Below are 22,519 nucleotides of genomic sequence, written 5' to 3'. Positions count from 1 at the left end.
TCAGTTACCAGTTATCAGTTATCAGTTATCAGTTATAAGTTATCAGTTATCAGTTATCAGTTATCAGAAGATTGCTTTTATTTATTCTTCCCAATTCATAATTCATAATTCATAATTCCCTCTCCGGCTCTTCTGGTTTTTGTGTGCAAACGGGGTCTATACTGATAGTTTCTTCAGCAAAATAGTCCTAAAATTCTTTCCCAGTGAACATTTCACGATTCTATAAGCAAAAATTATCACACAAAGTCGAGAAGAGCCCCTCTCCCTTCTCTTTTTCTGGTTATCTGTCATTTGTCAAGTAAATAAATCTAAAAATTTTGGCTAATTTTTGGACACCTCTCCATACTCGTCTGGAAACCACGGTGAAAAAGGGACAATTACTACCTAAAAATGCGTCTCTGTTAGTGGCATTGTCGGGAGGTCAGGATTCTCTCTGTTTAGGTCAATTATTGCTGGATTTGCGCTCTCGTTGGGGTTGGCAACTAGCGATCGCTCACTGTGATCACCGTTGGTCTTACGACCGAGGATTAGTGGCTCATGTGCAGAAAATCGCCGAAATTTGGCAATTACCCGTTTATATTGCCACCGCACCCCCCATGGCGGAAACGGAAGCCAAGGCCCGACAATGGCGTTATCAAGCTTTACAAACAATCGCCCAAGAACAGGGTTTTAATTATCTTCTCACGGCACACACGAGGAGCGATCGAGCGGAAACTTTTCTTTATAATCTCACGCGCGGAGCCGGTAGTGATGGACTTTCTGCCTTAACTTGGTTGACAAGTTTAACCCCGGATATTTTTTTAGTCCGTCCCCTCTTAAATGTCACTCGCGGGGAAACTTTCGCTTTTTGTCAAAGTCGAGAATTACCGATCTGGTACGATCGAGCTAATGAGAATTTACGCTATGCTCGCAATCGCATCCGTCGGGAATTATTACCCTACCTGCAAACTAATTTAAATCCCCAAATTGAAAAACATCTCGCCCAAACTGCCGAAATTTTGGAAGCAGAAAGCGATTATTTAGATAGTATTGCCCGGGATATTTTTCGTCAGGTTATCGATCTAGATCAACAAAGACTCGATCGCTCCCCTTTACAAATTCTACCTCTAGCGATACAAAGACGAGTGATTCGTTTATTTTTAGCTCAATATTTACCCTCATCCCCTAATTTCGCCGAAGTTGAGTCAGTGGTTAATCTCATTACTGGTGTTAATCGCGATGCCACTTCTTCCTTAACCGGCAAAATTCGGGTAGAAGTACAACAAAATTGGCTACATATCAGTTATCAGTGATCAGTTAAGTAGCTGGTTATAATTAAATTACAAATGGATTTTAGGTTCGATCCCCCCTGCCCCCCTTGATAAGGGGGGTGCCGATAGGCGGGGGGATCTGAAAGTTTTCAATACCTACCTACTTATCAGTGATCAGTGATCAGATTACAGTTTTAAGTGGACAGTGTTAGGTGAAAACTTTGCTACTTTCTTTTCACTGATTACTGATTACTGTTCACTGAAAAAAACCCATCTCCCCATTCTAGTTATCTGTAGCTAACTTTTACAGCAATTAGTTTAAGGATCAACTAAAATAGTAATACAATTAAACTAAAAATAAAATTGGCGGGGCATAATGAGCGAAACTAAAGTAATTAATCGAGAAAATTTACTGGTCAATCTCCGGCAACAACTGCGAGCCGGACAACAGGAATTAGCCGATTGGCAAGGGGGAAAAATGGCCATTTCTGCGGTGCCGGGGGCGGGAAAATCCCACAGTTTGGCCGTAGCTGCCGCCATGGTTATTGCTCGTGAGCAACTTCATGCTAAGAAACAGTTAATTATTGTCACCTACACGCGCTCGGCTGCCGCTAGTATTAAAGCTAAAATTAAACAACGCTTGCAAGATTTACAACTTTCAGCCCAAGGTTTTAGCGTCCAAACTCTGCACGGACTGGCCCTACAATTAGCCCGTCGTTACCCGGAATTATCGGGATTAGACCTCGAATCTTCTACCTTAGTTATTCCGACTCCTAGCCACAGAATTATTAGAAACTCGGTGGAAAAATGGCTAATTGCTGACCCAATTCGTTATCAAAAGTTATTAGAAGGAGTAGAATTTGATGGGGAGGAAACAGAAAGATTACGCCGTCAATCGGTGCTGAGAACCGAAATTTTACCTAGTCTTGCCTATACGGCCATTCATGAGCTAAAAAGTTCGGGATTATCACCGCAGCAAGTCTGGGAATTAAGCCACTATACCGACGATAATTATCAAATTCTCGCTATTGCTAGTGGTTTGTACCAACAGTATGAAATCCTGATGCGTCAGAAAAACTATATAGATTATGATGACATGATTTTAGGAGCCTTGCGAGTATTAGAGGAAGAAAAAATTCGCCGACAATGGCAAAAATCTGTCTTTGGAGTCTTTGAAGATGAAGCACAGGATTCTAGTCCTCTCCAAGAAAAACTAATTACTATTTTAGCAAAAAATAATGACGGAGAAATACCTAATTTAATTCGCGTCGGCGATCCCAATCAAGCCATTAATTCCACCTTTACCCCCGCCGATCCTGTTTACTTTAATTGGTTTTGTGAAAGTTGTCAAAGCGAAGGCAATTTATCCACTATGAACCAAGCAGGTCGCAGCAATACTAAAATTATTGAAGCTGCTAATTTAGTGTTACAATGGGTCGATCGAGATTGGAAACAGCGAAAAGATAATCATAAAGTTACCGAGGCTCCTTTTCGGGTTCAAGCGATTCTTCCCGTCAGCGCCGAAGATCCCCAACCTAATCCAGTTAAGGAGGGAAAAGGATTAGAAATTTATCAACCCGATGACATTTATCAAACAGTAGAATTAATTGAAAAACGTCTAGTTAAATTACTTCAAGAAAACCCTCAACATAATGCCGCTGTCCTCGTTAGAGAAAATCGACAAGGACACTTTTTTGCTCAAAAATTTGCCCATTTTTATAAAAGTTATCAAATCAGAATTTTTGAAGCTAATGAGATCGATCGCTTTTCCCAAATTCCCGCCGAAATGCTGAAACTATTGGCTTTTGTCGAACGTCCCCACTCTCCCGATTATCTCAAAGCGGCCTTAGAAGTGTTACAATTGAGGGGTTTAATTACTGCCCAAGACTTAAATCCTTTAGTTACCTATCCCGAACAATTTCTTTATCCCACTCCCCTCGATCCTGAACTGAAATCTAACGAAAAAATCGCCCGTCGTTATTGCTGCAGTTTACTAAAAGCTAGATTAGAATTACCCCATTATCAACTCCTGTCTTTTTTCGCTATGACTCTCCAATATTCGGGGTCAGAATTAGCAACTTTGCAAAAATTAACCGCCCGTATTTATCAGGAAACTGCTGGTAATAGTTCTCTGAAAAACACAATTAATACTCTTAATGAAATTATCGCCTCTGAGCGCTTTGAAGGGGTGGAAGAAGATAACGACGATTGTTATACTCGTCCCGGACAACTGACGATTATTACTATGCACAAAGCCAAGGGTTTAGACTGGGATTATGTTTTTATTCCCTTTCTTCACGAAGATATTATTCCTGGCAAACCTTGGGTCCCCAATGGGGCGAAATTTTTGGGAGATTTTACCCTCGCAGAAGTGGCACGAGCGCAAATTCGAGCAGCGGTTCATCAACGCTATTTAAACCCCGACAGCATACCAATTATTCCCCCACCTTTAAGCGCTTGGTTAGAAGCTGGACAACTTAAAAAAGCTGAAGAATACAGACTTTTGTATGTAGCGATGACACGAGCAAAAAGACTTTTATGGATGTCGAGTGAAAAAAAAGCTCCTTTCCGTTGGAACACTTTTCGCGGAGATGAAAGTAGTCAATTACAGGATAAAAATCCCTGTCCTGTCTTTCCTGTTTTAATCAATGCTTTCCCCGACTCTTTCTGTGTTTAACTGTTGCTGCATCGTCCTCGGATAAAGAATTAGAAAGACAAACCACCAGAGGAGTATAGGAATAGATAGGAGTAGGGTTAACCAGAGACGCTGAGTTAAAAACCAACACCCAGCAATTAGGGTAATTCCTGTCAATAAAATCGACCAAGGTTGACACCAACGGGGTTTGTGATCCCAAACGCTACTAGATTTCGAGTTAGGCATTGGTTACGGATCGGTAATTTAAGTAGTAGGAAAAAATTAACTTCTTGGTTAGGATAGGCACTCATGCAAGAGGTGGTTAGATATGTCTAATTAATTGTGTCTAGCTACTTACTAACTTGATTTTAGAGCGATCGAGTTTAAAAAACACCTAGGCAGACCGAAAGAGTAGAAAATTGCTCGATTTACTTATTTAAAAATAACTCCCCGCAATCATAGCCGCTAATAAAATAAAACCGACCCAAACATTTTGACCGAACATTTGACCATAAACTGGTTTAGGTAAATCCGATTGACGTAACAGCCGGTATTGACGCCACCAAGCGATCGCCGCTACAACCAACCCTAGCCAAAAAGAGGCTGATAACTGCATTTTTTGCCCCTCCCAAGCCAATAAACCCACTGTTAGGGCAAAAAAGACTCCCACGGCTTCTGGGGCGTATTTGCCGAAAAATATGGCACTAGAGTTAATACCAACCTTGAGATCATCCTCTCGATCGGACAGAGCATAAATTGTATCAAATGCCAATGTCCAAAAAATCACCGCTCCCCATAATATAAATGTATTACTATTTAACGCCCCAGTGACGGCACTCCAACAGATTAAAACCGCAAAACCCCAAGCGAGAGAAAGAACCAATTGGGGTACAGGAAAAAAACGCTTGGCGAGAGGATAGCAGATAATCAAGGGAACGGCGGCCACACATAGGCAAAAACTCAGGAAATTGAGATATAAAGCTAAAATTGCGGCGCACAAGAAAGAAATCAGAGCGATAATCAAACCAACCTTGATCGATAAAGCTCTGGCCGCTAAAGGACGGTTACGAGTGCGATCGACTTGTGGATCGATATCCCGATCCCAAAGATCGTTAACCACACAGCCGGCGGCGCTAGTGGCCAAAGTTCCCAAAACGATCACCCCGATCAAGGGTAGCGGTGGCACACCGTCTGCCGCCAAAAATACCGCCCATAAAGCGGGAATCATCAAAATTAACCTACCGGCGGGTTTATCCCAGCGCAAGAGGCGAATAATCGTCATCCAAGTGGGTTCTAGATCGGGTTGGGATATAGTCATAATTTCTCGTAAAAAGTAGAAACTAGGAGTTAAGGGGGTGTGGGGTGTGGGGTGTGGGGTGTGGGGTTTTGGGGAAGTGGGGTGTGGGAAGAATAAATAAAAATAATCTCCTGACGACCGGCTCCTGACTCCACCAATAAACTTTTTCAGCAAACCCTACTTACTTAACGTGATTACCAGCCCCAACTATTGGGAACGCCTTTAAATGGACCAACCACATCGGAGGTTATCCATCCCCCGTAAAAGTTGCCAGGCTGCGGTTGTACTAATTCCCCATCGGCATAACAAGCGCTCATTTTGGCAGGATAAAAAGCCAGATAATTCTTAATTGCTTGAAACTCTGGTGTTGGATCCGGATAATACCAAGCGACGTTAATTGCCTGTTGATCCCCAACGGTGATATTGTAATATCCCGCTAGACCTTTCCACTCACAAAAAGACTTTTCTGCTGTGGCTTGCAGGTATTCCATTTTAATATCTTGGGGCGGTAGATAATAAACTGGAGGATGACTGGTTTCTAGAACTCGATAACTGCTTTTAGTATCGGCAATTATCACCCCATTAAAGATAATTTTTAGGTGTTTAGGCGATAATTCTAGGCGCGGGGGACGAGGATAATCCCAGACGGATTCCTGTCCTGCTTTTGCTGGTATCGGTTGGGGACGAAACATAATTTTTCTTATATTATTCTCCGAGTCAGTATTCTCTGAGTCATTTCACCGTTTACTGATTACTGATTACTGATTGGGTGCATCTCCTATTGGTGACTTTCTCTGACATATAGGTGAGCAGCAGAAGTCATTTAAAGAGGGCGAATGCAATTCGCCCCTACAATAATAATATTATCGCACCAATGGTAGGGGCGCATCGCGTGCGCCCAAATGTAGTATAGATATTTCTACAAAATTGAGATGCACCCGATTACTTTTCACTGTTTACTGTTTACTGATCACTGAAAAGAGTTTTCTCAGGGTTTCCACTCGTTCTCGATTGACATTTAAATCCGATTCTCCTAACCGGGAGGCCGAGCGAACATCGATCGCATTTTTGCTAGGATTAAGAGAAAATTCTAGATCATCGACAAATCCCATCCATTGACTGCTAAATTCGGCGTAGAGATAGTTACTATCTTGGTTAATAATTTTAGTTCTCGGTTGGGAGGCGATAATTTTAGCTAATTGCTCGATCGCTTTTTCACCGCTACCCTGATAACTAAGGGGTTCGATCGCATGAGCCTGATCCTGACTCTGACTACTAACACAATTAGGAGTGACCGGACAAGGGGCCAGTTTACCCTCCCTGACTCCCAAATAATCGGGACGAGTACCAGCGAATAAACTGACGCTATCGGGAGCAATTAACCTAATTCCTAGCCAGATGAGCAGTATTCCTAGGAAAATAAACGGGGTTAGCCGGAAAGATTTTTTCACCGTGTTGGGAGTTTCAGTCATGCTAGTCTTACAGAATCACTTCAATTAACTTAACATTGATAGGTGTGACAATATCAGGAGATAGAATAAGATGTTTCTCGATGAATTACAACCCGTTGTTAAAGAACTGATTCAACAACCGATCGCTTTTTTCGGTGGTTTTGCCTCTGGATTACTGCGCTTGAAACTTTCGGACGATCCCCTCAAAAAATGGTTAGAAGAGCAGGGATTAGTCAGTTTTAACGACAATAATCAGGATAACGGCAACAGTCCCCAGTCGATCTCGATCGATTAGGGATCAGGGGTTAGCTGTTGGGGGTGAGGGTATTCTCCCATCCCCAAAACCCCCCGCTTACCACCCCATCAGCTTAACTTGTTGCTGAAAGTAGATAAATTTCCTCGGCTACTCGTTTTAAGCGTCTTAATTGCGCTTCCATATCCTTTTTAGTCCATTTGGCGGCGAATTGCTGGAATCCCCACCCCACAACCGGATTAGGAATCGCAAACTCAAAACGATTGATTAAACAAGTGCCGCCATCATTGGGTTGACATTCCCAGCGATCGCAACCGCGAAAAAAGCCTTCAAATTGCCAGACAATTAATCCCGGTTCCCTCTCAATCACCGTACTTTTTAGCGTCGGCTGAATTAGGGGGATTTGAATCAAAAAACGACTTCTCCCACCGATATCGGTCTTCCAATCGCCGATAGGTTCACAAACTAACACCGGATTCAACCAACGACGCATTAACTCTAAATCCGTGATACAACGCTCCACCGTCGTGGCACTAGCTTTAATTTGAATTGATTGTTCAAATACTTGACAAGATGACATTGATCTGCTTATAAATTACTGGCTGAGAATTATCGGTAGTCGGACAAAAATAAAGTTAACTGTGCAGACAAGGCAACAGTAAGGGTTTCGGCCTTGGTTACATTTCTTAACATAGTGTTGTTTATAGCCTTTCTCATCAAGATAAAGTGTAACCTAATTTGCTATGGACGACCGGCGATCGACCCCCCAAAACGAAAACTTCCTACCTCACCATTAAGATAACTGCTCTCAAGCTCACTTTTTCACCAACTTGACAAATTCTCGAAAACGTTGGCGTAATCTCTCGATATTAGCCGATTTCCCGCCATAACTCCAATCAACGTAGGCGCGAGCAATCTCCGGACCCTAACGAGGGTTGGCTGAATATTACTGGAAGCCTGACTACAAAAGGATTTGACTGATAGTTAGCAAGCACTAATTAATTTACTTGTTGAATAAAAAATCATTAACTGTAACAATATTGATAGACAGAAAAGGATGTAAAATGAGTAAATCTTGATCTCCTGTAATGATCGATTCTGCTTGACCATTAACGGCTAATTCTAAATATTTATTATCTTTAGTATCTCGGCAAATATCCGTTCTGAATTCCATATTTAAAATAAATTCCACAGTTTCCGAAAAGTCTAATAAAAATTGTTGACGTTCTTCAAGACTAATATAGCGGCTAAATTTTGGTCGCGATAAGACGCTTTCCAGTTCTTGCCAAGTGGCAGAGGACACGATAATGATTCCTAATTGTTGCGCTTTTTTAAAAGCAGTATTGGGTTTACTCTTGGGCGATAAAACAGAACTGATAATAATATTGGTATCGATAACAAAGCGTCTAGTCATCTTCATTTAAGAGAGATTCTAAAATTTCAGGGGTTAATCCTTTCTCTTGTGCTTTTTGTCCAATATTATCCATCTTTTTATATAATTTGTCCAGAGATTCTTTTCTAGATAAATTTGAAGATTGAACATAAAAAGCGATTTTTTCTGCTATTTTTTGACGCTCTTCTTCCGTTGCATTCCAATAAGTTTCAGCAACATCTAAAGGAACTTTGATTCGGATTTCTGTTTGATAGTTTGTCATAATTATATTTTCTTAGTTTAGTAGTAAAGAAATTTAGTCGAAATTAATAGCTTCCCTTCAGCCAGCGTTACAGTCTAGAAGTTTCAGTTACTCTAGCGCATTGTTAAACTGATTGTCAAGTTTAGTTACTCTCAATTTAATATCTGTAATTTACTTTGGTTGCGAAAAACCAACGCCGCTAGTGTAAGTATTCTCCAGCGCCGGGGCTAAATCTAGAGATGACGTTGGGGGGAAGGCTAATCCAGGAACGGTAAATAAATTTGGCTGAGTTGCTTGCTATGATTAGGGGTAATTATTAACACTTCTTAAAAAGCGAGTGGAAAAATGAGGCAAGTCATTGTATATCGAGACGAAGATGGCTATTGGATTGTGGAGTGTCCAAGTCTCAAAGGCTGTGTTAGTCAGGGAAAAACGAAAGAAGAAGCCTTGATTAATATAAAAGAGGCGATTGCCGGTTATATTGCGGCTTTAGCGGAAGACGGCCTGCCGATTCCAGCAATTATTAGAGACGTTGAAGTCTAACCATTATGAGCGGAATTAATCGCGAGATTTTTCTTGACGCTAAACATATTTCTAAACATTTACCGAATACTCCACAATCACGGAGATTACTGTTACGAGGACGAGCTATTCATGTGTTTAAAGATGAAGATACAATGCTACGAGTTATTCAGGCTATCATGGAAAGGGGTGAATACACGGGCAATGTGCGAAACTATGAGCGCTATGGGCTATTCTTTGCCGAAGCGATTGGTTGTCGAATTAGCCCAGATGGTTTAAAGTCTTCTTTATTCTACGGCGAGGTTAAGATTAATGCAAACAACCAATATCACGCAATTCCTCGAACCCGACCTAGTGAAGGATAATTGGCGCTTCCTAGAAGTTTGGGTGGATTCCATGCAGTCCCCTCCCTATATCCTGCTAGTGTTGATCGATAAGGCGAGGGGGTGTTATGTTTTTGATCCTGCTGAAAAGTACCGTCTCGTCAAGGCGTTTCCAGATTATGAAGAGGCTCAACTCTGGCTCTTGGAAGATGAATACGAACCGATTGAAGGACGATTATCTAGTGAGGAAAGCGCTTAGATTTGTTTAAACTTGTCGTTTGGAATGAAGTCAGAATATCGCCTTACCAGTGCCGTTAGGGTAAGCACCGAGATAGTTACGAATGGAGTCAGGTTTGGGTAATTGGCGCTAGGATTATCGGAGGATTTTCTTTCGGCACTGGTAGAAAACAATTAGGAGGATTTATGATCCCGGTTAATGAGGCTCAACAAAAGTTGCAGGATTTGATTGATTCGGTGACTGTTTCCCACGAACCCATTATTATTGAGGGATGCGATGGTAATGCAGTTTTGCTATCTGAAGGGGATTGGAAATCGGTACAAGAAACGTTATATCTCCTCTAAGTTTCAGCAACATCTAAAGGAACTTTGATTTTAATTTTTGTTTGATAGTTTGTCATGAATCTGTAAATTTACCTCGCAAAAACTTGTATAATTCCCAAGAAAAAAGCAAAACAAATTTACTATAGCAAGCTATTAATTTACGACACTGAATTCCAAAAGAGTCAATCTGCTGCTCGTTATCACCTTCTAAAAAAGTCTCTTTAACACAAAATACAATCCTAATGGCTAAAGCTTTAAAGTTGTTTAACTCAAAAAGTATTCTTGTAGTTAATTCCTTATAAAAAGATAAAAGTAATCTTAATTTTGGTGATACTTGGGAATTTTCAACGAATATTGCTGTTGCAGGTAGGTCAAAATATTTCTGATCAAGAATTAAATTTATATTATTTATTATTTGTCCAATTTTCTCTCCTTTAGTCAGCACTTTTAAGTACAAATAGTAAGAGTAAATATATTTTTTAAACTGACTTGTGGCTTGAAAATTACTATTGACCATCGCTAAACACAAACATTTCAAAAAACAAACACCATATAATCCGAAGGGTTTATAAACACTGTAAGAATATTTTTTTAAACCAATTAAATCCCACCATATCTCAATATCTGAAAATTCTTTTTTTGTTCCAATACGAACTTTTTTATTAATTTGTTTCTGTCTAAATTTACCAGTAAATTCTTCTTTATAATACACATTCTCCCACTCTTTTCCCTGTAGTTTATTCCCAATCCCCCCCCAAATGCCTGGATCTGTCGTAACTCGCTTCGTTTCATAGATTGGATTATCCAAATCATCTACTATCTCTGTTTTGTTGCCGTACAATTGTACGTCTTCATAAATGACTTCACAAAAAGGGACAGAAACAGCCACAGGTGTATAGTGATCTGTCTTGACACTATTAATAACTGTTTTGATAAGTGTATTAATAATTTTTTCAAAATCTGAATAAGAATCAATGATTCTTTGAAAATTTGAATTTGGAGAATCTTCTTGCTCATGCAGTGAAAAAGAAGCCAAATAATCCCATAATAATCGACTGGTGTTTTTCATTTTTTCCTTAGCATCATCATAACTTTTAGGCTCGTAATAAGCAACATCAGCAAAAATTTTACTTAATTCTTGTTTAATTAAATCAATATAAACTTGTGGTGCTTTTTGATGCTGTGCCAAAATAATTTGTTTAAATACTAAGCCTCTAGCATCGCCTAAAGATAAAGAAGCTTGTTGAAGTAAACTATCAATTCCTTGACCCGTTTGGCAATTTATCCTAACAATAACTGGCTCTTTCTTCTTCTGGAGATCAAAATAAATATCTTTGATGCTTTTCTCTGTATCTTCAAAATTTTGCCCAGTTGCCAATGGTTTATGATATTTGTCTATCCATACATTTAAAATATACATAACATTATGCCCTGATTCAATTAAATCTATCACATAGTCTTTTTCAGATCTAGACAAGCCTTTCTTCGGATCTATTAAATAAAATACTATATCTGGCTTAAAAGGGAGTTTTTCAAAATCATTTAATTTATATGTATGCTCTTGTGGAAGGCTATTTTTTCTGTAAATAGCGACAGTAATCTCATCAATATTCGGGTAACTAGGAACTTGTTTTAGTCCTAATGCGGCTCGGTTATAATTTTCTAATCGCCCACCTTCTTGTCTTCCACCACCATCTACGCCGGGTAGATCAAAAAATCTAAAACCACCAGAGAAGTCAATTAAATTAACAACCTGTGTGGTATTTTGCCTTCCTGTCGAAAGAAAATAATTTTCACCAATTAACCGGTTACCAAGAGTCGTTTTACCACTTGCGGATCTACCTGTTACATATATATTAATGTAACTAGAATTAGGAGGTAAATTTTTAAGTTGTTCAGTAATTAAATTGGCTCTTATCTCCGCAAGAGATGGTTTATTAAGTTGATGAATATTCATTTTATTTATACCTCCTAACAGGTTGTTTAAAGTAGTGCTTTTCTGAGAATTGATATAATCTCATTTTCAGCTTTTTTCGAGTCGGAATTATTCATAACCTGCTCAACTCTCGATTTTAAATTGCCAATCTTAAGATTGACTTCTTTTTCACCGGCTTCATAAATATGATTAAAATTACCAGTATTTTCGTCTGGTAAACTTTCAATTCCCAAACCGATTGCTAGAATACCTTTGATGATGTCATAGCCTCCCTTTAAATGCTTCAATCCGACTATTTTGTCATTATAGCCTGTTACGGCTGTCTGATAACCATCACTTACCTCTGTGTGTTTTGTGCCTATTTGCTGATACCTTGTAGTTTTTACTTCTATAACTTTTGGCTGCTTTACTTTATCTACACGAGAGCCACGAATTTTTTGATCAAGTCCCAAAAAACCACCTCTTTTTGTTTCGACTATTTCTTCATTTTCTACAATGATTTGGTTTACTTCTTCAACATTACCAAATACAGGCTCAGATATAGTACGAAAACGTTCTATTGATTCAAGAATTGGCTCTTTGATGGTAATATTTTCAGTGCGAGATTCTTTTGTTTGACCAGCAAAATCAGAAACGACTCCATAGGCATTTTCTCCATTAGAAACTTCTTTTTTGAAAACTCTTGAAGAATAGCTATATACTGCTGCATAAGAACCCAATACAATATCACTGCTGTTATCAAAGGATTGATCTACCTTAAAAGTCGCCAAACGACTAGCGATATAAATTAGGGCTTCACGAAACTTTTTACTTCTTATCTTTCTTGCCTTCTCTTTTAACTTATCACCCAGCACTTCTTCCATTTTTCCGAGCTTATCCGCAGGAAGTAACTTACAGATTTCCTCTGCAATTTTATCTGCACCAAGTCCTGTGAGTGAGTTTATTTCAATAATTACAGGTTTGGTAGGATGATTAGGAAATACCTCATTATAGATGTCCGTAATTGTTTTATAGGCATCATCAACATTTGGTTTTGTATATTTAGGCTCACCATTTTTAGTCAAATGTAAGTTCAAGGCAAATACAACATTGCTTGAACCCCGTTTCTCTTTTTGTGCAGATAGTAAATCGTACATATAATTTTCATCATCACGTCCCAGCCCTTCATGGGGAGCAATAACATATAAAATAACATCAGACCCGTATATTAGTTGATTTTTGTTTGATTGCCATTCATCTACAGATATGGTTTTCTGCTTAGGCGTTTGAGTCTTTGTAAAGTCAGTATAATCAGATAACACAAATTCGGTAACAATAGGATTTCTGCCTCTTTTTGGTTGTATTTGAGCAAGACACAGAATAGCACGATTGATGTTTTCAAATTCCTCTTTAGAGCCAGCACCAGGCAAATCAAAATATCTTAAATTATTAGCAGACTGAAAAGATCCCAAATCAAAAGTACAGTCCCGATGGCCAGTGCTTTTCATCGCTGTCTGTTTCCCATCGAATATAGTATTACCCAGAGAGGTTTTACCTGCTCTCGTTTTCCCTGTCACATAAAAATTGACGGGAGAAGCAAATCCTTCCTGATTTCTATAGTTTTCCAGAATAACTTCCCCAGCAACTCTGTCAGGATCTAAATTTGTAGGATCTAATAGTCTCAAAACTTCTGGACGATCTGAAAAAAGTCTTTGTAAACTCTTTAGAATTTCAGTGGCTTGTTGGTTTTCATTGTTGTTGTTCATGGTGGGTTCTCCTTTGGAAGAATTTTGATTTTTGATGTCTGTCTCACTAATGTTATCGCATTTTTTAGAATTTGTGTCTATAATCTTTGGTGATTTCTCGAACTCCATCATTGATACATTTGAAATAATACCTAACCTATCCAAAAACTCCCAACCAGCTATAAGACTCTTAACCCCTGCGCTTTGACTTCCATCAATCCTATCGACATCCTTAACTTTATCTAACAATAACTTTAAAGACTCCAAAAACGGCTTATCTTCTTGATAAATAATCCGTTTCAAAAGCTGACAATCAGCGTCATTGTCGAGATCAAAAACCTTGTCCGAAGGCGCATCATTAGCTCGTAACCAATCAGAAAAAGCCTTATTACCTTGCTCTAAAGCCAAACACCGATACTCGCTTGGTAAATTAGCCAAAGATAATGCTAACTCCATCCGAATTTCATGGCCACAATAGGCAAAATCCGACCTCAAACTATTATAGAACTCTCCGTAAACCTTCACAATGCTGGAAATGGCTTCCTGCCAAAACTCCGAAGTTAACAGAGGGTTATCCCGATATTTTTCTAACAGATAAGGAATTAAACTAGGCAATAAAGGAGTATTTTCCCAAGAATTACCCAAAAAGAGAATGTCAGCATAAAGCCCGATCGCTAAACAATGCCATACCGCCAAATATCGATAAAATGTTTTGTAGTCTTCTTCGGTGATTTTGTATTCCTTGCGAATGGGTAAATCGGTAACACCAATTTGTTTTAACTCAGCAATTTCTGCTAACTCTTGGTAATAAATCTGTAAATTTTCCTCATCGACCTTCCCTAAAGCCTTAATATATGCTTCATCTTTACCACTAGCCTTAATTTTTTCTCGTTTTTCTTCCCATTTCAAGGCTCTTTTTTTAGCAGATTCATGAAGCAAATGAGAAACGGATTGACTCGATAAAATGGAAGAGCGAGTAAAGGAAACATCACCACTAAACCAATATCCCACACTGAAATTTAGTTCGTCGAAGGGAATTTTTGTATCCAAGATTACAACAGGAATGTTTTTCAACTGTGAATGCAGAGATAATAAAGCCGCATTTCCACCCTGGCTATTAGAAATCCAATTTCCATTTAAGAATTGAACAGGCCATTTTTGATTACCAGCATAACCCTGGCGAAGAAACTGATGAATTTCTTCCGCTAAAGTATCTTCAACGCCAGAAATATAGGGTTTTCCTGTTTTGGGATCATAATTTAGTTGCGGCGGTGAAATTAACACCTGTAAAGGCATCACCCGATGGGCAAAAGAATTTTCCAATATATCAAAAGCTGGATTATGAATAGGCGATTTATCTTCCCTAAGCCTTTCCCGCATTTGTATTAAAGCATTTTGATGCTGAATTTGGGTCAAATCACGCTGAAAATCTTGCTGTAACTGCAAAATATCATACTGAATCTTCTTTTCCTGCTCAAAACGCCATTTTTGAAAATCCAGATTTTTTTGATTAATCGCAAAGTTAACCTGCGCCCGAAAAGCCTCAATTTCCTTCGCTCTTTCGTGGTTAAGTTCAGCTAATTCTCTTTGAAATTCTTGATTTTCTCTTTGTTGCAATACGGAAAATTTTAATTGATTATATTGCAATTCTGCGGAATGCTTTCTACTTAATCGAGCAATTTCTTCGGAAGAATCCCGATTTAGCCGACTGATACTTTCAGAAGATTTACGATTTTCTGATGCTGACCAAGCATTATTTCCACTCGATACCAGCGCACTAAAAGCTGCACCACCGGCATAAATTAAGGCATCAGCAGCTATCTTATCTAAGGGCATATTTTAAAATTCTCCACAATAAGTTAATGATAATTACTTTTGAGCAAATACGAGATTTTTCAAGGCTGAAACTTAAACTTTTTTCGCCTGTTCCCTTAACTTTTGAGCTTCCGCCTGATATTTCTCAGATTCAGCCATCGCATTTTGGGCTTCTTTCCCATGACTAGAGGCATCTGACTGGTTTTTATGCTCACGATGCCAATCGGCTTCTTTACTGTGACTCTGAGAACTACTTAAACTATCGTTAGCTTTTTTCTCTAGTTCATTGGCTTTACTTAATAACTCAGAAGCCGTCTCAGAACCAGATCGCTGTGAAAGATGATCCCAATGGGAAGTATGATCTGCGTGGGAATATTGATGGTCTGGGAAACTGTTAGCATGATGAGGGTGATAATCTGCTAAGTGCTGGTTCTCAAAACCTTGATCAAAATGAGAAGGATGATCAACTTGAGAATATTGATGGTCTAATAAACCATTAGCGTGATGGGGTTGATAATCTGCTAAACCCTGATGCTCAAAAGCATTATGGATATGATGAGGCTCATAAATGCTGATATTAGATGGGACAAAGGGATCGTGGTGAACTCCCAAATTAGGGTCGCTTAACAAATCTTGGTGGTCGTGCAAATCCAGCGACGAATCCGCATGAGTATGTAAAGTGTGGGTAGTATCGGACTGATGAAGGTTATGATCAAAGGCTGGTAGATCCATGATGATATCTTGTCAGTGGAGGAATGAGTATTTATTTAGGCTAGGGAATAACTTGATCCAGATAAATTACCCCAATCCTAGCATATTTATTTTAGTCGAAGCCATCGGATTAGCGCAATGCGATCGCCATTTATCAAAGGATCGCCAAGTAATACTAAATCCAGTTATTAAAGACTAATTATTTAGGATTTGCTGAAAAACTTTTTGCCGCAAACCCTAACTATAGGCTCAAGCTCACTTTTTCACCAACTTGACAAATTCTCGAAAACGTTGGCGTAATCTCTCAATATTAGCCGATTTCCCGCCATAACGCCAATCAACGTAGGCGCGAGCAATCTCCTCGATAATATTCGCCACTGGCGGCGGTTGGACGCGGCGGGCGGCGGTGGCGTATTCTAAAGGGGTTTGAGCGGGATGTTTGCCATAACCGGCTTCTGTTAAGATTCCTAACATTTGCTGGTATAAACGCTCGATTGGTGGTAGTTTTGCCAACTTGCGACCCCGACGCCAACGATGGAACTGTCCCCATCCTAACCAACCAGCGTAGGCGAAGACGACCCCCAATAAACCGCCGAGAATTCCCCCGAAAAGACTGCCGGAAATAAAGCGCCATAACCAGGCCAATAACTGACCGATAGTAACGATAACATTTTCCCAAATCAGACCAAGAAAACCCGTTACTGGGGAAGGCAACCATCCAGCTACCCATTGCCAAAATTGCTTGAGGACGCTAAAAGGTTCCGCTTCCTCAAAGGATGGGGGAATTAATTCGTGGCCCGGGATAGGATCGAAAGTGTACCAACCGTAACCAGGGAAAAACACCTCTGTGATGGCGTAAGCGTCCGTATTTTGGACAACATAAAAGCCAGTGAAAGGATTAAACTGGCCAGGGGCAAAACCGGTGGCTAATCGGGCAGGAATACCGATCGAGCGTAACATAATCGTTAACACGGTGGAAAAATGATCGGCGTAACCCCCCTGAAAACGAAACAAAAAGGCCGAGACTAAATCCTCATTTTCGGCTAAAAAGGGCAAATCGGTTTTTAATTCGTAGTTTTGCTTTAATGCTTGGGCCAAATATAGGGCCTTCTCGTAGGGAGAGGTTAAAGGTGTGGGAGATTTGGCCAGCAATTCCTCGGTTTTTCGGCGGACTTTCGGGGCAATTTCGGCAGGAATTTGTAAATAATAGTTGAGAATAGACTTAGGGTAGGTTTCTGGTGCCGATCGCAGTTGGCTGCGATTGCGTTCCGGCACTTGTGAGATTACAGTATAAGTTAGCCCTTCTGCTAATCCCCCCGGCGACCTTAAGCTATTTTCTCGGTCCAGAGATACCTGTCGAGTGGGAAAAAAGAGAAACTGGGGCGAAGTAAGAGCAGGGATAATATTCGGTAAACTGGAGACAATGCTGTAGGTTTGGACTACCTGATGGGTTTTGGCCTGGGTTGCGGGTAGCGGCACAAAAAAGCGATAGGACCAACTACTGCGATTTAAATCCTCTAATTCTTGATCTCGCGAGATTTGCCACCCTTGACCAGTATAGCGATCAAAGGCCATCGCCCGCCAGAATCCGGGGGCTTGGGAACGTACCCGCATGACTATTTCTGGAGTCATACTTCCCCGCAAATTTTGGTTGATTTGGGGGTTAAAACCGTAATAAAAGGTGGAATCTAACTGTCCTGACCCTGTAGTGGGACTATTACCGCCATTTACGCCACCATTCCCCGTTTCACCCTCGCGCACATAGCCGGGGTTAACGATTTGTCTGTCTCCCTGTTCAAAATCCTGATTTTCCATACCTCCTGGACTATTGACGGGAAAAGATTGAATTTGATAACCCGGAAAACGCGGCATCAGAGCAAAAATTGTCAATCCCAAGAGGAGAATTGTCAGAAAGAAAATCCCGAAACGTTTGGGAGAAAGGGGAGAATTTTGCGGGGAAACTAATTTTTTTGTGGCTAGATGCGGGGATTTCCTTGAGAAGAAAGGGAGACTCTGATTGAGATTATCTAAACCTAAACGAGAACGATAGTCTAAAACTAGGGTAGGTAGGGATAAAAACAGAAAGAGGATTAACCAAGGCGCAAAAGCGAGGGTTTCGGAGATTGTCCCAGCGACTCCCAAGAGAATTAAACCGATTACCATAGAATACCCTAAATCTTTGCGTCGGGGCAGGTCAAAACTATGGAGAATTTGCAGTTGAATTAATAATTGTGTTAGGGCAATGCGACTATCCTGCATCGCAACGATATTACCCAAGAATAGCGCCAACACTACCAACATTCCGATCGCTATACAAAATTTTGCCCCGATATTGCGCTTTTTCCTGCGTCGCCAACTCCAGATTCCGCCGATAATACTGAGAGGAACAGCCCAAATACTGGTATAACTATCGGTAGCCACATCGGTGGCGATAATACCGACGATTACTAACGCTTGCACCAGAATTCTTAAAATAATCGATTCCTCGGTTTCCGGCAAGGGAGAAGATTCTATCTTTTGCCAGAGGGTTTTTAAGGAAGGTCTTGGACGAGCAGCGCTACTAACCATAGGGTAAATTGGGAGAAGGACAAAGAAGTTAATTTTATATTTCCCAGTTCTAATCTCGATCGCTCCATGGGGTAAAGTGGATTTTAGATGTCAGGAGATAGGAAAATAGGGAGATAGGGAGACGATAACTGATTACTGATAACTGATTACTGATAACTGATAACTGATAACTGACCTATGATAGCCGTTACCAACCCTGAAATTTTACCGTTGCTTCATCCCCTGATTGGACAATTAGCCACAGCAATTCTGTCCCACTGGGAAAAATATCTTGATTTGTCGCCCTTTGAGTTGCCGGAAGGTTTAGGCTATGTGGAGGGACGTTTAGAAGGGGAAAAATTAATTATCGAGAATCGCTGCTATCAAACTCCCCAGTTCCGCAAAATGCACCTAGAACTGGCTAAACTGGGCAATGGTTTGGATATCCTTCACTGTGTCATGTTCCCCCGTCCAGAATATCCGCTGCCGATGTTTGGATGTGATATAGTCTCCGGCAAAGCGGGAATCAGTGCCGCTATTGTGGATCTTTCTCCCACCAGTAGCGATAAAACTCTCCCTAGTGCCTATAATCAAGCTTTAGCGGCTTTACCTGCGGCCGATTTCGCCCAAGCTCGTGATTTACCGCCTTGGGGTCATATTTTCTCCCAATATTGTCTGTTTATTCGTCCCGAAACCGCCGCCGAGGAACGACAATTTTTACAAAGAGTAACAGATTTCTTGACAATTCACTGCAAATGTGCTAGGGAAACTCAGCCCCTTTCCGGGGAAGAAGCGCGCATTTATTTACAGGGACAACGGGATTATTGTAGTCAACAGCAAAAAAATGATAAAACTCGGCGTGTACTAGAAAAAGCCTTTGGTTGGGAATGGGCAGAGCGTTATATGACGGGTGTTCTCTTTGATTTGCCCGATTAAGTAGGGAGGCACAATTATAGCGTTTTTCAGTCTGCTGAGGTACAAAAGTTATGGGTTTTAGGCAAAAGGCAAGAGGCAAAAGTCAAAAGGGAAGAAAAATATGTGTACCTCACTAGCTTAGGAAACGCTATATTTGTCGGATGGGTTAATGGTATAAAACCCTACACCCCACACCCCACACCCCACACCCTGCCCCCACCGAAAAACTTTTTTAGCAAACCCTAATTAGGCCAGAAGTCTCTTGAAACTTAACAATATTAACAGACAAGGACGGGAAAATAATTGCTAGATTGGGTTAGGTACAGTCAAATGTAACCGCGAGAACAAGAGAAAAAAGGTGGTTTTGCTAGGTAAAACCGTCAAAAAGCCTTAGCTTAATTTCTCGATTCTGACGATTAAATAAATATTAAAACAGCCGATGAATCTAACAAACTTTCCTTGGTTAACTGCCATCATCCTTTTTCCCATCGTCGCCGCTTTATTAGTTCCCATAATTCCCGATAAAGACGGTAAAACCGTGAGATGGTTTGCTCTGACGGTGGGATTAATCGACTTTGCCCTAATTATCTACGCTTTCTATAGCAGTTACGATTTCGCTAATCCCAATCTGCAATTAGTGGAAAGTTACCAATGGTTGCCAGAAATTGACCTAAGATGGTCTTTAGGAGCGGATGGCCTCTCCATGCCTCTGATTATCTTAACGGGATTTATCACCACTCTGGCTATCTTAGCGGCTTGGCCGGTCACTTTTAAACCGAAACTATTCTACTTCCTGATGCTGTTGATGTACGGGGGACAGATTGCAGTGTTTGCCGTGCAGGATCTGTTACTGTTCTTCCTCGTCTGGGAATTAGAATTAGTCCCCGTCTATCTCATCCTCTCCATTTGGGGCGGTAAACGCCGTCTCTACGCGGCCACCAAATTTATCCTTTACACCGCCGGAGGCTCCCTATTCATCCTTGTAGCGGCGCTGACGATGGCTTTTTATGGCGATACCGTCTCCTTTGACATGGTGACTATTGCCGGCAAGGATTTTCCCCTGAAACTGCAATTATTCCTCTACGCCGGTTTCCTGATTGCCTACGGGGTAAAACTGCCGATTTTCCCCCTTCATACTTGGCTGCCGGATGCCCACGGCGAAGCCACTGCCCCCGCCCATATGTTACTAGCGGGAATTTTGCTTAAAATGGGTGGTTATGCGCTCTTACGGATGAATATGGGGATGTTACCCGATGCTCACGCCGTTTTCGCTCCCGTTTTGGTGATTTTAGGGGTAGTTAATATTATCTACGCCGCCTTAACCTCCTTTGCCCAACGCAATCTTAAGCGCAAAATTGCCTATTCTTCCATCTCTCACATGGGATTTGTGCTGATTGGCATGGCTTCCTTTACCGATATTGGTACAAGCGGGGCGATGTTACAGATGATTTCCCACGGACTGATTGGGGCGAGTTTATTCTTTATGGTCGGTTGTACCTACGATCGCACCCATACCCTGATGTTAGACGAGATGGGCGGTGTCGGCAAGAAAATGAAGAAAGTTTTTGCTATGTGGACTACCTGTTCCCTTGCTTCCCTCGCTTTGCCCGGGATGAGCGGTTTTGTGGCGGAATTAATGGTATTTATCGGTTTTGCCACCAGTGATGCCTATAGTCCCACTTTCCGCGTCATCATCGTCTTTTTAGCGGCTATCGGTGTCATTCTCACCCCGATTTATCTCTTGTCCATGTTGCGAGAAATTCTCTATGGGCCGGAAAATAAGGAATTAGAAGAACACCATGCCCTAGTGGATGCGGAACCCCGGGAAGTCTTTATCATCGCTTCTCTATTAGTGCCAATTATCGGCATTGGACTCTATCCCAAAGTGGCGACGACAATTTACGATGCTACCACCAATAAATTAACCGCCCTAGCGCGTAATTCTGTCCCCAGTTTAGTGCAACAGGCAAAGGCAAAAACCGCTAGTTTCTCCCTTTATTCCCTAAAAGCACCCGAAATTTAAATGTAGGGTGGGTTAGGCGACGACAAGTTAAGCAGTTAACCAATAATTAAAAATTCGCCGTAACCCACCACATTATTGATCAAGAGAGGACTTATCAGGAATAAGTAGCTTTAACAGAAACAATATCTGACTTATTTCGGAACGCATAGCTCTGATCTCACCTTCAATCACATCAAAGCGTTTTGATATTGAATTCTTGTCATAATCAATAGGCATCGAGTCTTGAGTAGATAGATTGTTGAGTTTATTAGCAAGAGCTGCCCAACTATTAGCTTTTAATCCAAAATAATACTTAGCTTCATTTAGCGTTCTAAACTGCTGCTTAAGAGTATCAACAGTGAAGTTGATTGTCTGATAAACGCAAGCTTGGTTGTCTAGATCTTCCTCAACCATATCAACAACCTCACGAATAAGTTGATCGTGATTTTCACTAATCTGAGCGGCGGCTCCTAGTATACGAGAGGTCGCTTTAATCTGCAATTCAGTATCTTGTTGAAGCTGATCGGCAATTTTACGAACTTGTTCCCCCAATGTGCCTTTACGCTTTGGCTCTAGAGCAGGTGTTAACTCTTGACTCATGAAAAATCTCCTTTATTCCTGGACTTCCCCCGTATAAACATACTAGCTATGGCTAAAAGTCTTACAGAGCCTGAGTTCAAGCAATACAATACCAATGAACTACTGGACACAAAATCCTGAAGTTCTTACGCCGATAGGGTTTGAGGCAAAAATTTTCAAATTTGACCTTTCGACCATTATAGCTTGTTTCGGGGCAGAAAACCAGCAAAAACATGGCTACAGAGCGAATCCCTTACTCTAGAGATTAATGACACTATCTGTTAAAATCAGGTTAGCGATCACTATACAGCCAACTCTACGGAATCGCTCTACTCCAGATACAGTCAACGGTACAGCCATTTTC

Annotated in this window: 21 protein-coding genes; 9 read left to right on the top strand and 12 right to left on the bottom strand. The window is 40.8% G+C overall.

Annotation, left to right across the window (positions count from 1 at the left end; all coding sequences use genetic code 11):
• Window positions 1-317: 317 nt before the first annotated feature.
• Both tilS and IM496_RS04855 read left to right on the top strand, forming a co-directional pair.
• Window positions 318-1,292 carry a tRNA lysidine(34) synthetase TilS gene (gene tilS / locus IM496_RS04860; protein ID WP_287661391.1) on the top strand — a complete coding sequence of 325 codons (975 nt, stop codon included), beginning with the start codon at window positions 318-320 and terminating at the stop codon, window positions 1,290-1,292.
• A gap of 334 nt (window positions 1,293-1,626) precedes the next feature.
• On the top strand, window positions 1,627-3,927 hold the full coding sequence (locus IM496_RS04855) for an ATP-dependent helicase (RefSeq protein ID WP_287661390.1): 2,301 nt from the start codon (window positions 1,627-1,629) through the stop codon (window positions 3,925-3,927).
• Here the strand turns inward: IM496_RS04855 and IM496_RS04850 are convergent.
• The 4 genes from IM496_RS04850 to IM496_RS04835 all read right to left on the bottom strand — a co-directional run bounded on the left by IM496_RS04850 (window position 3,892) and on the right by IM496_RS04835 (window position 6,654).
• Window positions 3,892-4,131, bottom strand: coding sequence for a DUF6737 family protein (locus IM496_RS04850; protein ID WP_194017981.1), 240 nt, complete (start codon window positions 4,129-4,131; stop codon window positions 3,892-3,894). The two genes, IM496_RS04855 and IM496_RS04850, sit on opposite strands and share 36 nt — an antisense overlap.
• A gap of 190 nt (window positions 4,132-4,321) precedes the next feature.
• Window positions 4,322-5,203 (bottom strand): 4-hydroxybenzoate solanesyltransferase, encoded by an 882-nt coding sequence (locus IM496_RS04845; RefSeq protein WP_194017983.1) that lies wholly within the window; start codon window positions 5,201-5,203, stop codon window positions 4,322-4,324.
• 173 nt (window positions 5,204-5,376) lie between these two features.
• Complete coding sequence (locus IM496_RS04840) at window positions 5,377-5,874, bottom strand: DUF427 domain-containing protein (protein ID WP_002735494.1); 498 nt, start codon at window positions 5,872-5,874, stop codon at window positions 5,377-5,379.
• A gap of 264 nt (window positions 5,875-6,138) precedes the next feature.
• Complete coding sequence (locus IM496_RS04835) at window positions 6,139-6,654, bottom strand: DUF1499 domain-containing protein (protein WP_002778574.1); 516 nt, start codon at window positions 6,652-6,654, stop codon at window positions 6,139-6,141.
• A 70-nt stretch (window positions 6,655-6,724) separates the two neighbouring features.
• On the opposite strand from IM496_RS04835, the gene IM496_RS04830 reads away from it, so the two are divergent.
• Complete coding sequence (locus IM496_RS04830) at window positions 6,725-6,928, top strand: ssl0294 family protein (protein WP_002778572.1); 204 nt, start codon at window positions 6,725-6,727, stop codon at window positions 6,926-6,928.
• A 73-nt stretch (window positions 6,929-7,001) separates the two neighbouring features.
• On the opposite strand, the gene IM496_RS04825 is transcribed toward IM496_RS04830, so the two are convergent.
• The 3 genes from IM496_RS04825 to IM496_RS04815 all read right to left on the bottom strand — a co-directional run bounded on the left by IM496_RS04825 (window position 7,002) and on the right by IM496_RS04815 (window position 8,541).
• Window positions 7,002-7,466, bottom strand: a complete 465-nt coding sequence (locus IM496_RS04825) for an SRPBCC family protein (RefSeq protein WP_002778570.1) — start codon at window positions 7,464-7,466, stop codon at window positions 7,002-7,004.
• 423 nt (window positions 7,467-7,889) lie between these two features.
• On the bottom strand, window positions 7,890-8,306 hold the full coding sequence (locus IM496_RS04820; protein ID WP_271950022.1) for a putative toxin-antitoxin system toxin component, PIN family: 417 nt from the start codon (window positions 8,304-8,306) through the stop codon (window positions 7,890-7,892).
• Window positions 8,293-8,541 carry a hypothetical protein gene (locus IM496_RS04815; protein WP_287661384.1) on the bottom strand — a complete coding sequence of 83 codons (249 nt, stop codon included), beginning with the start codon at window positions 8,539-8,541 and terminating at the stop codon, window positions 8,293-8,295. The genes IM496_RS04820 and IM496_RS04815 overlap by 14 nt, the downstream gene beginning before the upstream one ends.
• 324 nt (window positions 8,542-8,865) lie before the next feature.
• Here IM496_RS04815 and IM496_RS04810 point away from each other — a divergent pair, with 324 nt between their 5' ends.
• The 4 genes from IM496_RS04810 (at window position 8,866) to IM496_RS04795 (ending at window position 9,947) form a co-directional block, all read left to right on the top strand.
• Window positions 8,866-9,063, top strand: a complete 198-nt coding sequence (locus IM496_RS04810) for a type II toxin-antitoxin system HicB family antitoxin (RefSeq protein WP_002762992.1) — start codon at window positions 8,866-8,868, stop codon at window positions 9,061-9,063.
• A 5-nt stretch (window positions 9,064-9,068) separates the two neighbouring features.
• Window positions 9,069-9,407: a DUF6972 family protein gene (locus IM496_RS04805; protein ID WP_002803289.1), complete on the top strand. Its 339-nt coding sequence runs from the start codon at window positions 9,069-9,071 to the stop codon at window positions 9,405-9,407.
• A complete protein-coding gene (locus IM496_RS04800) occupies window positions 9,397-9,624 on the top strand; it encodes a hypothetical protein (protein ID WP_004157085.1) in 228 nt (75 codons plus the stop codon). Before IM496_RS04805 ends, IM496_RS04800 begins: the two co-directional genes overlap by 11 nt.
• A gap of 164 nt (window positions 9,625-9,788) precedes the next feature.
• Entirely contained in the window at window positions 9,789-9,947 is a 159-nt protein-coding gene (locus IM496_RS04795; RefSeq protein ID WP_004159063.1) for a type II toxin-antitoxin system Phd/YefM family antitoxin, read from the top strand.
• A gap of 52 nt (window positions 9,948-9,999) precedes the next feature.
• On the opposite strand, the gene IM496_RS04790 is transcribed toward IM496_RS04795, so the two are convergent.
• The 4 genes from IM496_RS04790 to IM496_RS04775 all read right to left on the bottom strand — a co-directional run bounded on the left by IM496_RS04790 (window position 10,000) and on the right by IM496_RS04775 (window position 18,680).
• Window positions 10,000-11,883: a GTPase domain-containing protein gene (locus IM496_RS04790; RefSeq protein ID WP_287661382.1), complete on the bottom strand. Its 1,884-nt coding sequence runs from the start codon at window positions 11,881-11,883 to the stop codon at window positions 10,000-10,002.
• 26 nt (window positions 11,884-11,909) lie between these two features.
• Window positions 11,910-15,422 (bottom strand): GTPase family protein, encoded by a 3,513-nt coding sequence (locus IM496_RS04785; protein WP_287661381.1) that lies wholly within the window; start codon window positions 15,420-15,422, stop codon window positions 11,910-11,912.
• 72 nt (window positions 15,423-15,494) lie between these two features.
• Window positions 15,495-16,133 carry a hypothetical protein gene (locus IM496_RS04780; RefSeq protein ID WP_008201542.1) on the bottom strand — a complete coding sequence of 213 codons (639 nt, stop codon included), beginning with the start codon at window positions 16,131-16,133 and terminating at the stop codon, window positions 15,495-15,497.
• A gap of 234 nt (window positions 16,134-16,367) precedes the next feature.
• Window positions 16,368-18,680: a transglutaminase TgpA family protein gene (locus tag IM496_RS04775; RefSeq protein ID WP_287661379.1), complete on the bottom strand. Its 2,313-nt coding sequence runs from the start codon at window positions 18,678-18,680 to the stop codon at window positions 16,368-16,370.
• A 177-nt stretch (window positions 18,681-18,857) separates the two neighbouring features.
• On the opposite strand from IM496_RS04775, the gene IM496_RS04770 reads away from it, so the two are divergent.
• Both IM496_RS04770 and ndhD1 read left to right on the top strand, forming a co-directional pair.
• Window positions 18,858-19,595 (top strand): phycocyanobilin:ferredoxin oxidoreductase, encoded by a 738-nt coding sequence (locus tag IM496_RS04770; protein WP_194018456.1) that lies wholly within the window; start codon window positions 18,858-18,860, stop codon window positions 19,593-19,595.
• 418 nt (window positions 19,596-20,013) lie between these two features.
• Entirely contained in the window at window positions 20,014-21,597 is a 1,584-nt protein-coding gene (ndhD1, locus tag IM496_RS04765; protein WP_016516375.1) for a photosynthetic/respiratory NAD(P)H-quinone oxidoreductase subunit D1, read from the top strand.
• A gap of 72 nt (window positions 21,598-21,669) precedes the next feature.
• Here ndhD1 and IM496_RS04760 read toward each other — a convergent pair whose 3' ends face one another.
• Window positions 21,670-22,176 carry a hypothetical protein gene (locus tag IM496_RS04760; protein WP_002768563.1) on the bottom strand — a complete coding sequence of 169 codons (507 nt, stop codon included), beginning with the start codon at window positions 22,174-22,176 and terminating at the stop codon, window positions 21,670-21,672.
• Window positions 22,177-22,519 lie beyond the last annotated feature (343 nt).

This window comes from Microcystis sp. M049S2 (genome assembly GCF_020245625.1).
In the GTDB taxonomy this organism is placed as follows: Bacteria; Cyanobacteriota; Cyanobacteriia; order Cyanobacteriales; family Microcystaceae; genus Microcystis; species Microcystis ichthyoblabe_A.
The sequence above is the reverse complement of the archived record's forward strand: the minus strand, read 5'-3'. Positions and strand labels throughout refer to the sequence as shown.

Bases quoted from the DNA above. Each gene is read 5' to 3' on its own strand.
- IM496_RS04855 (WP_287661390.1), top strand. From the start codon at position 1,627: ATGAGCGAAACTAAAGTAATTAATCGAGAAAATTTACTGGTCAATCTC.
- IM496_RS04850 (WP_194017981.1), bottom strand. From the start codon at position 4,131: ATGCCTAACTCGAAATCTAGTAGCGTTTGGGATCACAAACCCCGTTGG.
- IM496_RS04845 (WP_194017983.1), bottom strand. From the start codon at position 5,203: ATGACTATATCCCAACCCGATCTAGAACCCACTTGGATGACGATTATT.
- IM496_RS04840 (WP_002735494.1), bottom strand. From the start codon at position 5,874: ATGTTTCGTCCCCAACCGATACCAGCAAAAGCAGGACAGGAATCCGTC.
- IM496_RS04835 (WP_002778574.1), bottom strand. From the start codon at position 6,654: ATGACTGAAACTCCCAACACGGTGAAAAAATCTTTCCGGCTAACCCCG.
- IM496_RS04830 (WP_002778572.1), top strand. From the start codon at position 6,725: ATGTTTCTCGATGAATTACAACCCGTTGTTAAAGAACTGATTCAACAA.
- IM496_RS04825 (WP_002778570.1), bottom strand. From the start codon at position 7,466: ATGTCATCTTGTCAAGTATTTGAACAATCAATTCAAATTAAAGCTAGT.
- IM496_RS04820 (WP_271950022.1), bottom strand. From the start codon at position 8,306: ATGAAGATGACTAGACGCTTTGTTATCGATACCAATATTATTATCAGT.
- IM496_RS04815 (WP_287661384.1), bottom strand. From the start codon at position 8,541: ATGACAAACTATCAAACAGAAATCCGAATCAAAGTTCCTTTAGATGTT.
- IM496_RS04810 (WP_002762992.1), top strand. From the start codon at position 8,866: ATGAGGCAAGTCATTGTATATCGAGACGAAGATGGCTATTGGATTGTG.
- IM496_RS04805 (WP_002803289.1), top strand. From the start codon at position 9,069: ATGAGCGGAATTAATCGCGAGATTTTTCTTGACGCTAAACATATTTCT.
- IM496_RS04795 (WP_004159063.1), top strand. From the start codon at position 9,789: ATGATCCCGGTTAATGAGGCTCAACAAAAGTTGCAGGATTTGATTGAT.
- IM496_RS04790 (WP_287661382.1), bottom strand. From the start codon at position 11,883: ATGAATATTCATCAACTTAATAAACCATCTCTTGCGGAGATAAGAGCC.
- IM496_RS04785 (WP_287661381.1), bottom strand. From the start codon at position 15,422: ATGCCCTTAGATAAGATAGCTGCTGATGCCTTAATTTATGCCGGTGGT.
- IM496_RS04780 (WP_008201542.1), bottom strand. From the start codon at position 16,133: ATGGATCTACCAGCCTTTGATCATAACCTTCATCAGTCCGATACTACC.
- IM496_RS04775 (WP_287661379.1), bottom strand. From the start codon at position 18,680: ATGGTTAGTAGCGCTGCTCGTCCAAGACCTTCCTTAAAAACCCTCTGG.
- IM496_RS04770 (WP_194018456.1), top strand. From the start codon at position 18,858: ATGATAGCCGTTACCAACCCTGAAATTTTACCGTTGCTTCATCCCCTG.
- ndhD1 (WP_016516375.1), top strand. From the start codon at position 20,014: ATGAATCTAACAAACTTTCCTTGGTTAACTGCCATCATCCTTTTTCCC.
- IM496_RS04760 (WP_002768563.1), bottom strand. From the start codon at position 22,176: ATGAGTCAAGAGTTAACACCTGCTCTAGAGCCAAAGCGTAAAGGCACA.